This window comes from Stenotrophomonas maltophilia, from assembly GCF_006974125.1.
Lineage (GTDB): Bacteria > Pseudomonadota > Gammaproteobacteria > Xanthomonadales > Xanthomonadaceae > Stenotrophomonas > Stenotrophomonas maltophilia_O.
In genome coordinates, this window is record NZ_CP037858.1 from 254,639 (window position 1) to 266,609 (window position 11,971).

Annotated in this window: 10 protein-coding genes; 2 read left to right on the forward strand and 8 right to left on the reverse strand. The window is 64.6% G+C overall.

All coding sequences use genetic code 11. The features are described from left to right. Positions 1–14 precede the first annotated feature (14 nt). The 5 genes from EZ304_RS01170 to EZ304_RS01195 all read right to left on the reverse strand — a co-directional run bounded on the left by EZ304_RS01170 (position 15) and on the right by EZ304_RS01195 (position 7,997). Positions 15–614, reverse strand: a complete 600-nt coding sequence (locus EZ304_RS01170) for an NADPH-dependent FMN reductase (protein WP_142806002.1) — start codon at positions 612–614, stop codon at positions 15–17. Positions 615–829: 215 nt separating this feature from the next. Further along, positions 830–2,596 (reverse strand): wall associated protein, encoded by a 1,767-nt coding sequence (locus EZ304_RS01175; protein WP_142806003.1) that lies wholly within the window; start codon positions 2,594–2,596, stop codon positions 830–832. A gap of 433 nt (positions 2,597–3,029) precedes the next feature. Continuing rightward, on the reverse strand, positions 3,030–4,493 hold the full coding sequence (locus tag EZ304_RS01185; protein ID WP_142806005.1) for a S41 family peptidase: 1,464 nt from the start codon (positions 4,491–4,493) through the stop codon (positions 3,030–3,032). 87 nt (positions 4,494–4,580) lie between these two features. Further along, the gene (locus EZ304_RS01190) at positions 4,581–6,155 is read right to left on the reverse strand and encodes a S15 peptidase family protein (RefSeq protein ID WP_142806006.1); all 1,575 of its coding nucleotides are present in this window, start codon (positions 6,153–6,155) and stop codon (positions 4,581–4,583) included. Between the two features lie 357 nt (positions 6,156–6,512). Next, the gene (locus EZ304_RS01195; RefSeq protein WP_185959207.1) at positions 6,513–7,997 is read right to left on the reverse strand and encodes a S1 family peptidase; all 1,485 of its coding nucleotides are present in this window, start codon (positions 7,995–7,997) and stop codon (positions 6,513–6,515) included. A gap of 813 nt (positions 7,998–8,810) precedes the next feature. Between EZ304_RS01195 and EZ304_RS01200 the strand changes: the two genes are divergently transcribed. Beyond that, positions 8,811–9,551, forward strand: a complete 741-nt coding sequence (locus EZ304_RS01200; protein WP_142806008.1) for a DNA/RNA non-specific endonuclease — start codon at positions 8,811–8,813, stop codon at positions 9,549–9,551. An 18-nt stretch (positions 9,552–9,569) separates the two neighbouring features. On the opposite strand, the gene EZ304_RS01205 is transcribed toward EZ304_RS01200, so the two are convergent. Beyond that, positions 9,570–10,427 carry a hypothetical protein gene (locus EZ304_RS01205; RefSeq protein WP_260678184.1) on the reverse strand — a complete coding sequence of 286 codons (858 nt, stop codon included), beginning with the start codon at positions 10,425–10,427 and terminating at the stop codon, positions 9,570–9,572. A gap of 179 nt (positions 10,428–10,606) precedes the next feature. On the opposite strand from EZ304_RS01205, the gene EZ304_RS01210 reads away from it, so the two are divergent. After that, positions 10,607–11,302, forward strand: a complete 696-nt coding sequence (locus tag EZ304_RS01210; protein WP_142806009.1) for an HAD family hydrolase — start codon at positions 10,607–10,609, stop codon at positions 11,300–11,302. A 7-nt stretch (positions 11,303–11,309) separates the two neighbouring features. Here EZ304_RS01210 and EZ304_RS01215 read toward each other — a convergent pair whose 3' ends face one another. Both EZ304_RS01215 and EZ304_RS01220 read right to left on the reverse strand, forming a co-directional pair. Continuing rightward, complete coding sequence (locus tag EZ304_RS01215; protein ID WP_099552141.1) at positions 11,310–11,540, reverse strand: hypothetical protein; 231 nt, start codon at positions 11,538–11,540, stop codon at positions 11,310–11,312. Beyond that, on the reverse strand, positions 11,537–11,962 hold the full coding sequence (locus tag EZ304_RS01220) for a VOC family protein (RefSeq protein WP_099552140.1): 426 nt from the start codon (positions 11,960–11,962) through the stop codon (positions 11,537–11,539). Before EZ304_RS01220 ends, EZ304_RS01215 begins: the two co-directional genes overlap by 4 nt. Positions 11,963–11,971 lie beyond the last annotated feature (9 nt).

Below are 11,971 nucleotides of genomic sequence, written 5' to 3' on the forward strand. Positions count from 1 at the left end.
CCTGCCGGCACCGCTCAAGCGCGCGACGCCCCGCCCTGCAGCAGCTGCACCCAGCTCTGGAATCCCTCCAGGAACCGCAGCAGGCGCTTGCGCGTCGCCGCGTCGAAATCTTCCGCGTCATTGTCGTAGGCGGCCGCCGCTTCGGCCACATAGAGCTGTGGCGAGGCCATGGTCAATGCACCCATGGCGGTCAGTGTATGGCGCAGCTGCGACTGCGCGAGTTTGGTGCCCCAGTGACCCGGCGTGGCGCCGATGATCGTCACCGGCTTGGCCGAAAGGACCGTGCGGTACTCGGCATCGTCGCGGGACAGCCAATCGAGCGTGTTCTTGAGTACACCAGGCAGTGACTGGCTGTACTCCGGCGTGGCGATCAGTACGCCGTCAGCGGCTGCAATGGCCGCGCGCAGGCGCTTGACCCCGGCAGGGCCGGTCGGGTCGGCGGCTTCCAGGTCTTCGTCGAACAGCGGAATATCGGCAATGGTGTCATGCACGGTCAGCAGCAGGCCCGGAGGCGCGGCGCCTGCCGCCGCCCTGACCAGGCGCCGGTTGTAACTGTTGCCACGCAGGCTGCCGGAAAACGCCAGGATGTTCAGCGGTGGAGGGTTGTCGGACATGCGGGTTTCCTCGGATGCGTCAGTGCGGGATCACGGGCCAGACGCCGACAGCACGGGTGGGCCATGGCCAGACTGGATCTGCAGAGGATCACGGCTCCGGCGGCGTAGTGCCTTCGTCCTTGCTACTCCCTCTTCCAGGGCGAACAAGGCGCGGCGGGGCAGTCGAGCACGTGCCACTGCCCCCGTTGCGGCCCATGCCCAGCCACACCGTACGCCTACTGCACGGGCTGGCTGGCTTCAGTGATGGACACAGGTCGTGCCATGCTGTCGAACGTATTGACCTTCCAGATATAGCGTACGCCATCCTGCTCGATGACCTTCTGCAACAACGGTATCTGCTTGGCTGCGATGATTCCACTTGCACGCTGATATGCCGGTCGCCCGGCCAACGCCGGATAGCTCCCGGAAGCGTCAAGCTGATAGCTGAGGGTGGTTGCGCGGCCCGGCTGGACCGATGAAAGCAGATAGCCTTCGTCCACATTGAATCGATTGCCAAAGGTGTGCCGGGTGGTGACACCCTCTGCATCCTTGACGTCCACCCACTTCGTGGCCGGCGAATTCGCCTGGCACGGTTCCTTGCTGCCGTCGGCATAGCACCCGTTGGCCGGGCCGTAGCTGTAGGCCCACGTATAAGGCTGGTCGATGCCCGGCCCGGTGACTGTCTTGGAAACCAGCGACCACATGTAGTACTTGGCGGGCGTGTATTCGATCGAGTCAAGGAAACCGCTACCCGTGCTGTCGGGCATATTGCAGCCATAACGCGCCCACGAGCGGCCATGCAGCGTCGGCTCAAACCGATACTTCGCCACTGCGCCACTGGGATGGCGGATCGAACCGGAATGGCCGTAGGTCACCACACCCGGATTCCGGCAGAAACCCCGCTCTGCGGGGACGGCACCGGCACCCATGGTGCCTACATTGAACCCCGTACTCTGCCAGTAGGACTGGTCTGGGAAGGTGACCTTGTAGCCACCCACGACAGTACCGTAGGTCCACGTCCTCCCGCCCGCATGGACCGCACTCACTTCGCTTGGCAGCGTGCTGGGCGATCCAGCCGTCCACTCGAGATCGACGATGCGGCCGTCGTTGGCTGCGATGCGCAGCAACTGCCGCGGATTTGCCGGATCCCACGTGTAGGTCACCGAATTACCAGACCGGTCTCGGGCACTGGTCGGAAGAATATGGAACTCCTGCCGGAAAAGAACGAACTCGAACTCCGTAACCGAGCCGAAGTTTCCCCGCGAGTACCCCTTCTTGATCAATGGCGGTCCGCTACCAAGGCTGGCCATATGATTGAGCGTGTAGGTGATACCGGCAGGCGTCGTGACTTCGAAGCCTTCACCCGCCCCATCGTCCATGGCGACGCAGCGGATGACATTGCCGCTCTTGGTTCGCATCGGGTAGGCATGGCCTGTACTTGGCACGGGCCATTCGTTGCTTTGCACGAGTAGATCCTCGTCACCGGTCTCTGGCAGGTAGAGCTGCGTTCCATGCCAGAACTCGTCGGGGTTGAAGTACTCGGTGAATGTCCCCGGCCCTGTCGGCGTCTGTGCCTTCACCGTGACGATCTCGGTTGGAGGCGGGGTGAACTTCGAACAGCGGTTGAGCGGCTCGGCCACCACGTAGTTCTTCCACCCACCCTGGGTGCTGAACGTTCCATACACCCTGGGCAGGGCCAGGTCCCACACCCCGAACATGCCCAATCCCTGCCGGCCCTGCGCACCTGCCACCAAGCGCCGCTTGATGCTCACCTCCAGCGCACTGTTGCCCGGCAGGTCGACGTCCGTCTGCAGAAATTCCACCGAGCCGGTAAACAGCCCGATCTTTTCCCCGAACATATCTCCGGTATCCAGCTGCAGAATCTGCCCGCGGGCATTCAGCGCCGCCGCGTAATCCTCCATCACCGTCGAGCCACGGTTGGCGCTCGACGCAGGCAGGGCCGTCATACACAGCAGCGCAGCTGCCGCAATCCTTGCGTACATGATGTCCCCCTCGTAGACGAAGCAGAGCTTACTTCGCGCTCGTCGGCACCCGCAAGGATGATTCCCCGCACGTCACAGCATCCTGACCCACCACGGCGGCTCTGGGAACGCCGTCACTCAGATTCGCGTCGTGGCCATGAACCGTTGGCGGTCCTGCTGCGTGCGGCGACGGATCTCCTCCAGCACGTCCTGGGCGCGCTGCTGCTGGGGCGCGACGGCACGCGGACGCAGGCACCACCGCGCCGGCTGCGAAAGGCAACGGCAGGATCGACATCGCGCTTTGAAGCGCAGTACGAGGCAGTCCGCACATCCGAGGGCTCCTTCGGTCAGTAGAGCTGCAGCGGTTGCCGGGCGCATTGCGGGTTGGATGCAGCTGCCGGTGAAAAGGTTCAATGCGCCAGAACCGCTTCACCGATACGCCGCCGGGACCGGTTCATCGTCCGCGGATCCACGCTTCAAGTGCCGCGGTATCCCGCATGTCGCCGTCATAGCGACGATCCGGAACGTGCGGCTCATTCGAACCACGCACCCGACCTCGAAAGACCTTCATCGGCACGGAGATCCTTGCCAGGCCACCCGGCAGCCGCTCCGGCCTGACATCCATGTAGAGGCTGTCGGCCGAGGTTTCGACGCCTACCTGCTTCGCGCCCAGCCGCTTCCACAGATCCAGTGCATCGAGGCAGGCCGAGCCGCACGACGCATCGGCCACGATCACCACCCTGCCCCTGCCCCTGCCCCTGCGTCCGGGTCCGGCCTGCTCTGCCTGCGCTACCGTGGCGGGCGGATCATTGGCGGGTTCCCGCCACAATGGCTGACCTTGCTCCCTCGCCTGCGCCATCCCTTCGGTCACGGTCCCCAGCATGCGAAGCAGTGCCGGTGATGCATCAGGCGCCTGCTTCAGCTTCTCCAGAAAGCCACGCAGCTGGGCGATGTTGGGCTCGGACGGCCGCCACTCCACCCAGCTGTCGTCACGCAATGTGTCCACAGCCCTGGCCCCCCAGATCAAGCGCGCCAGCACGATGCTCCAGTGCGACGAACCACCGGTGTTGCCGCGCACATCAAGCACGACCAGGGGTGCGTTCTGCAATGCGTCGGCTGCAGGAGTGAGTTGCTGCAGCAGCCGGGTCAGCTGCCGGAAATTGTCCGCTGCGGGATCGGCGTTGAAGCTGCTGGTGGTGATCCAGTAGCCTGCGCCGCGCAACACGTGCCAGCCATTGGCTGGGCGGAAGGAGCGCCGTGTATCGTCCAGACGCGCCTTCCGCGCTTCCGGCCCCAGCGGTTTCCACTGCAGCAGATAGGCCGTGTCACGTGCATCAGCCCGGAAGGTGCACTCGCGTAGCGCCGGCACGAAGGGATTGCCCTGTTCAAGCAGCACCTCACCGCCATCGTGGATGCGGCTGGCCTGCAGGTTCCAGCGCCCGCTGAAGTCACCCACCCGGCGTGCAGCCAGCGTCTGCGCATCGATGCCGTCACAGGAAAGCAATCGAGCCCCCAGCGGCGGATGGCCCGGACCACCGTCGACGGTCATGACCACCTGCGCATCGCCGTCGAAGCCGGTCAGGAACCCGGGCCACTGCGTCGGAAGATCGGGCGCGTCGGCAAGCGCGTTGAGGCTGACGTGGCCGTCGTTGAAGGAGGCCGCGTAACTCTTCATGGCCCACCAGTAGCCCGCGAAGCTGTCGACTTTGGCCGCGCGCGCGCGGGCAAGTGCCGAGGCAGCCTCCAGCTGCGGAAGGAAACCGGGATTCCGCAGATCCACGGCGCCCGGATGACTACCGCGCATGGCCGCGTCGGCAGCGTCCAGATCCTTCGACAGCGTGTCCGACCAGGCGATCGGCGCACCCTGTGCGGTGGGCGCCGCAAGCACCGCACCGAGCAGCAGCCCTGCAATGACCATGGATTCATCCCATTCCCGGACCAAACGCCAGTCTCGCAGTTTTCCAGCCTGGCGTACCGCGCCCGCCGCAACGGGCGCGGCCTTCCATCAATGCAGCGGCACCTTCAGCACCGAAGGCGCGTTGGCTGGCGAACTGAAGGTCACCGTGCCTCCCAACTGGCTGATACCCGAGTAGCGCAGATCCACCGTATCAACCACCAGGGTCAGGCGGCTGCCAGCCGGAATGTTCCAGCTGCTCGCTTCCAGGCGCAGGTCCAGCGTCTTCGGCTGGCCCGGCGTGACACCGCGCAGCGTGTAAGGCTTGTGGCTGATCAGCTGGCCATTGCCCAGCACATCCTCGGCATACAGGTAGGCATACAGCGTGGTGTTGGCGCGGCTGGGCGTGACGGTCAAGCGCACCTCCGGCGCGCCGTCCAGGCGTCGTGCACTCCACTGGACCGGCCCTTGCCAGACGCCTGCGGCGTTGCGGCCCACGAACGGAACATAGGCGCCTGGCGGCAGATTGATCATCTGCAGCGCGCCGGAGGCCATCGCCACGCCAGAATTGGCAGCGGTCAACAGGCCACTGCCGATACGGTAGTTCCAGCCGGTGCTGCTTCCACTTTCGGCCAGGCCTCCGGTGGGCAGCAGCAGCCCTTTGGGTGCGGTCAGCGCATAGCTGATGGCGCCGGCATTGGTCGCCTGCCAGTTCGGATACGTGCTCCAGCTGCCCTTCTGTGACTTCAGCTGCACCGCAGGCTGCCGGTCGATGCCATTGGCTTCACCCTTGAGGTAGTGGTCGAACCAGTCGCCAACCGAGTCGTAGACCTCGTTGGGAATGCCCAGTGCGCCAAAGGCTTCGTTGAGCGCGTGGTCGCCATGGCGCAGCTGCAGCTGCTTGGGGCCCTTCAGGCGGTTGAAGAAGTCCACCAGCTGGCCTGGCGGAAACAGGCTGTCGTTGAAGGCGTTGGCCAGGAACACCGCCGGCTGGTTGGCGTTGATCTCATCGATGCTGGCCCCGGGGCTGCGCTGCGCCGCCACAGGCAACAGTGAGTCCACCGCACCCTGGTAGTTGCCCCGCAGCACATTGCGGTTGATGGTGGCCAGTTCCGTTCCCGGACGGCCGGTGGCCAGGCCAGCCGCCACCAGCAGCGCGATTCCCTGTGCGCTCGGGGTGTCGTTGCTGTACAGCGAGGCCTGGAGATCGGCCCAGCCACTCAGTGCCGCCACCGCCTTGATGCGCGGGTCGCGTGCTGCGGCCAGCAGGCTGGTGCCGGCGCCGTACGAGATGCCCGAGACGCCAACACGCGTGGGATCGGCCCGGGTGTTGTCCAGCGCCCAGTCGATCAGGGCGCTGACATCCTCGACCGTGGCCGGCCCGGCGATGTCGATGCTGCCGCCCGATTCCCAGAAGCCACGCGAGCTGTAGCTGATCACCACGTAGCCACGGCGCGCCAACGACTGTGCCACCCCCACGTACTCCACGCTGGGCACCGCCCAGCTGCTGGGCATCACCAGCAGCGGGTAGCGGCCATTGCCCGCGTCCTGCGGTTCGATGACGAAGGCCCCGAGAGGCGTTCCATCCCAGCTGGGAATGGTGCGATGGGTGGTCTTGACCGTCGCCGCCCAGGCGGTGGGCGCCAGCCCGGTCAGCAGGATCAACAGCAGCAATACCTTGCGCATCGTCGTCTCTCCCCGTCGGTGGTGGTGCAACGGGTCGGACCGTACCAGTGCGAATGGTGGCTGGCACCTTGCGACGCAGCAAAGTGGTGGTTGCGTCGCGCCTACTATTGGAACAGGGCCATGACGGCTCCTTCCCGAGAATGGAGGGCGTCACCGAGCTTCCCCCCCCAGCTGCGGCGCCGAGACGCGGCGACTGGAAAGCCCTGTTCGTGCAGCCGACCGGAACGACCCCCACACGAGGCGGTGCCTGGTCGTTGGGTTTCAATGGCGCGGACGAGCCGGGCTCTCAAGGAGAGAGCCGCAGTAGCGACCATGGACTGCGGCCCTCCAGTACAGCGCACCCGGCGGAAGCCCACGTCAAAAGACAGAGCAGTTGACCTTGTGTTCCACTGCTGACGTTTGCACGCCGGACGCGTCCTTCAGTGAACTCCGCAGGATAGCGGTCATGGGCGGGCTATCCCACCACAGCCCATCGATGAGCTGACACGCCCACGCGTAGACAAACGGCGTCTGGATCTTTTCAGGGAACTCGAACGACCACGTCCCGCAGGGCTGTGATGGAAGGCAGTTGACAGACGTGATGGAGAGCGTCAGGGGAAATTTGGGTTTACCCCGAAAATCGATCGCCACGGGAATGTCCGACGCATAGCGCCCTGATACTTCGTCGATTTTCTCGATCTCGAACGATTCGGTAAGTACCGCCAGGCCCAAGGAGGAGATGCGCTCGATGGGCATGTAGAACAGATCATTCCTGTATGGCGTTCCTGGTTCTCCGCGTCCGTGGACGATGCCCGCCGCTGCATTTCCGACGAATACCGGACCGCCGCTGTCGCCGCCCACTGACATTGCTTCGCCGGTCGTGCTGCTGGCGCGGATGTAGTTGCCGATCACGTTGTTGTGGATCGAATGCGAGTTCTTGTCGATAATCGTGCCGCACATGTAATGGCCCGCATATCCGCTCTTGCAGATGGATGCGCCCACAGGAAGCGAAGCAGATGCCAAGGTGCTGGTGATGTCCACTGTCGACGTCGGTCCGGCAACCAGCTCGATCTGGTTCTTCTGGACCTGGCGTGCACCCGAACTCGGCTCCTTGTGCCACTGCACATCGAAGTCCCCCTGGTTGTTCTCGGCCTGGAATACAAGTGGTGCGGACAGGCCGACGTAGGCCACCGCATTGTCACAATGACCGGCAGTTGTAACGCCGAGCTCGTGATCGGCATCGAAGACGTTGAAGCCCGTGGTGCAGTCCTGCGCAGGCCCGTTGATCCGGTGCCCTCCGGAAATGGCAGTGGTTTCCACGAAGCCGGCAGTTGGCAGTATCTCGACGAAATCAACGGCACGCAGCAAATGCCGCATTGCGCGGGCTGCGCTGTCAACATTCTTGACGTGGAATGTAACCATCGATCGCTTGATATCGATCCCTGACAGAAATTCGATGCCTGCGGAGCGCAACTGCGCGTCTCCTTCATCTTGCACCGCGAGCATCATCTCCAGTGATTGAGGGGCGATCTCTGCCTTATAGCGTAGATCCGTAGTGAAACCCTGCAGCGTGTGTGCAGGCGTGGACGTGAACTTCACCACCACGCGGAAATCGGGCATATGCTCGATGTAAAGGCCCGCGAACGTATCTGGATGCAGGGTCTGCAACTGTCTTTCGAGCTGCCCCGCCATCACCGTGGCCGACTGTCGCTGGGCCGCCTCTCTTTCTGTCACGCCATACGCGCGCGAATAGGAGTAGGTCGATGGGTTGATGTTGCCGGTTGTCGCAGACACCGAAAAGGCCAGGGGCAGAAGAAGCACTCCCGCCACTCCCTGCATTCTCCTCCAACGTTGCTTGCGCATTACCCCGCTCCTTGTTCTCTGAAAGGTGGACTTCCTCTTCATGCCCGTGTTGCCGGGCCAGAATTCATGTGAAGAAAGCGATCGGGTACGTCAACGGGATACGTTGACCAACATGCCGGCGATGAGTGGATTCGTGCTCAAGCACTACTGCATCGACAGGGCCTTGCAGGTTTCCAGCTGAGCAGGCTCTTTCCGCCGGCGAAGGCCGGAGAGAGCCGGGCTGGACGATGTGACCGGGCGAACGCGGTCATGCGCACCGCCTGATGGGGCCTGTGCACGAGAGAAGCTGAAAGGAATCCGGCCAGCGCCACCCGGGACAGTGGCCGCGACACGGCATACGACGCGATTTTCGAACTGCGCGCATCTCCAATCTCCCTCCTTGGATGCACCTGGTCCCGCTTGCGCGGTCCATTCGTGCTGGAAGCCCGGCGTCCTTGGGCGAAGCTTAGCCTGAACACATCAGTGGAAATGCGACATCAATTCCAGATTGGTGACAGTTCGAATTCCGCTTGAAGAAGGCAATCGACGGCGTACTGCGAGACCATCTGCACCTAGCACGCGTACGTTGCACCCACGCGCCGCGTGATCTGACATCTCTCCAGTGCTTGCGGGCGGTCACAGCTTCGGCTTTTCCTCGTTGACCAAAAGACGACAGCTTGTGACGCTTACGGCACCGCAGGGCCTCCGCAGCCCAACAACGCGGTCACGTCCCACCGCAATCCGCCGCACCCGACTCCGCACCGTCTCCCCATGACCGGCCCTGCCAGGTCGAGGCGGACGGCTGCGCCCTGAACTTTCTGCTGGAGAACCGCAATGCGCCTTGCAAGCTTCTTCTTCACGTTCGTCCTCAGTGCTTTCGCCGGCGCTGCCCAGGCCCAGGTCGTCACCCTCAACAAGGGCGGCTTCGTGCTCACCTATGACTGCAGCATCCACAGCGCCACCCGCTACGAGTACACGCTCACCGCCGATACCGGTTCCGCCGCACGGCCGTCCAGTTTCTACAAGGACCCGGACCTGCCGGCAGGCTGCCTCGGCCAGGCCAGTACCGCCTCCTACGCCAGCATCAAGTCCGGTTATGACCGTGGCCATCTGGTCACGTCCAACCACATGGATTACAACGCGACCTACATCCGCCGCGCCAACTACATGACCAACATCGTTCCGCAGGTGTCCAGCTTCAACCAGGGCATCTGGGTGAAGGCCGAGAACGTGGCCGAGTGCTACCGCGACATCGCGCCGGTGGATGTCTACGGTGGCGTGGTCTACGGCGATGCGGCCAACGACTATTTCCTGGCCAGCCACGGCATCCCGACGCCGGAGTTCTTCTGGAAGACGATCATCACCCGCGACCCGAATACGGGAACCGCCAAGGCGATCAGCTGGATCATCCCCAACGAGGCCAACCTGGGCAGCCTGGACAACTACCTGGTGACGATTGCCGATCTGGAGGAGCTGCTGGGCGCCAGCTACGTGGCGATCAACGCACCGGCCTCGCTGAAGAACATGCTACCGGCCACCACCTGGCCGCAGCCGGCCGGGTGTGACCTGGGCTGATCGGCGGGCAGAGGAACGTCACGATGCCTGTACGCGCAGCCATCGTGACGCCAGCACTCTGGTCAGCAGGAGCTGCACTGCAGCGCCGACGACGGTGGCAACGACAAGCCCGCGACCTATCGTCGGCGCCCCAGCGGACAGCGCTCGCAGCAGATAAGCCATGCTGGCCAGGATGATCAGCAGCGTCGTGGCAAGCAGGATCAGCGACACCCCCATCCTGCGCGCCATCGATACGGGTTCTGGCGACGGCGCACTGGCCCACAGCCCGACAAACGTGGCCAGCGCGCAGGCGATCAGCAGGATCAGGCTCGCAATCTGCAGCTGCGCGGCGCCGTCGGCAACGGGCATGATGAACTCGCCTGGCGAGAATCCCACCGGCAGCTGCGCCACCAGGATGGGGAGCAGGCAGCTGCCGGCCACCAGCGTCACTGCGCCGGCGATGCTGGCACTGATGAGATGATGGTGCCTGCCCTCGGCACGTACGCGCCGCTGCATCAGCAGCGCTGGCACCAATGCCAGCAGCGTGAGAAGCAGTGCATGCGCAAGCATGCCCAGACTGATGGCGGCGACGCTGTAGACGGGAAACTGCGCCTGCGCCAGTGGAATGCGTATCGCGCGATCCAGCACGATCAGCAACCCGAAAAAGGCGACCGAAGCGATCAGCGGGTGCCGGATCCGTAGCGCGCCGCGACGCCCGAACAGCAGCATCGACACCAGTACCGCCGCTCCGGCGAAGAGACTCAGCCTGAAACCGAGCTCCGCCAGCGCGTAGCCGATTTCACGTGAGGCCTCGGGCGGCCCCAGGTGGTACCCGAGTTCGACCAGGCGGAGGGCTACGGGCAGATGCAGGCAGAGCACGTACAGCTTGGCGGCCATCGCGAACTGGATGGGGTACGCACTGAAGAATGATCGCAATCGGTTCAAGGCGTATTCCCGTGCAGGCGCTGGGCGGGGTGGCCCGGCAGTCTAGCGTTCCTGTGGCCCGCGTGCCCTGCCCGTCCCGCTATGGGAAAATAGCGGGCACGTCGCCCCTTTGGCTGTTCCCGGAGTAGTAGATGTCCCGTTTCCCCTTCGATGCCGTGCTGTTCGACTGCGACGGCGTACTGGTCGATTCCGAGCCGCTGGTGGCCCGTGTGCTCTCGGAAATGCTGACCGCACGCGGCTGGCCGCTGACCCCGGCGCAGGCGGGTGAGGTTTTCCTGGGCCAATCCGTGGCCCATCTGGCCGGGCTGATCGCAGAACGCACCGGCAAGCCGTTCACCGAGCAATGGCTGGAGGAATTCCGCCAGCAGCGCAACCGTGCGCTGGAGCAGGACCTTGAGGCGATCCAGGGGGCACCCGAGGCCGTGCGTGCGATTGCCGCGGCCACCGGCGGGCGGATTGCCTGCGCTTCCGGTGCCGACCTGTTCAAGGTGAAGCTGCAGCTGGGCAAGGTCGGCATCCTCGATGCCTTCGGCGACCACGTCTTCAGCGGCCAGGACATGCCGCGGACCAAACCCCACCCGGACGTGTATCTGGCCGCTGCCGCTGCACTGGGCGTGGACCCGGCCCGCTGTGCGGTGATCGAAGACACGGTCACCGGCGCAACCGCCGGCGTCGCGGCGGGTGCGACCGTGTTTGGTTTCAGCGAGGGCGGCCCGCACCACAGCACGCCGGAAGCCCTGCGTGCTGCGGGTGCGAAGGTGATCTTCCAGCGCATGGACCAGCTGCCCGCATTGCTTGCGGCCTACGCCGCCGACGCAGCCGCCTGAGGCAGCCTCAGCCCGCAGCGCCCAGCGCGGCGTTGCGGCGCTTCCCGGCGTAGTGCAGCACGAACAGGTACAGGCCGGTGAACAGCTGCAGGAACAGTGGCGGCAGCGGCGAATAGGTGATCCACGCTGCAGGCTCGCCCTGCCCCAGCCCGCGAACGGCGAAGTTGGCAATCACCGCCAGGGTGAAGACGATCGAGGTCCAGCGATGCACGGGCCGCGCCCAGCCACCCCGGTTCATTGCCGGCGCCTCGCTTGGGAGCGGGCTTCGATCATCTTCCAGCCATTGCCGGAGGGGTCACGGAATCCGGCATCGACGGCGCCGTAGCGTTCGACCGGCTCCTGGGTGAACTCCACGCCCTGCGCCAGCCATTGCGTGTAGCGCGCCTGGCAATCGTCCACGGCCAGCACCAGCGGCGGCATTGCGCCCTTGGCCACCAGCTGCTGCAGCGCCTGCGCGGTGGCGGCATCGTGGGTGGGCGGACCGGGCACGAACAGGCCCAGCTGGAATCCGTCCTGGCCGGGGCTGCGTACCGTCAGCCAGCGGTAGCTGCCATTGCGCACGTCGGTGTGCACTTCAAAGCCGAGCGTGCCGACGTAGAACGCGAGTGCTTCATCCTGGTCGCGCACATACAGGCCGACCGTGTTCACAGTGTTTGTCATGGGACCTCC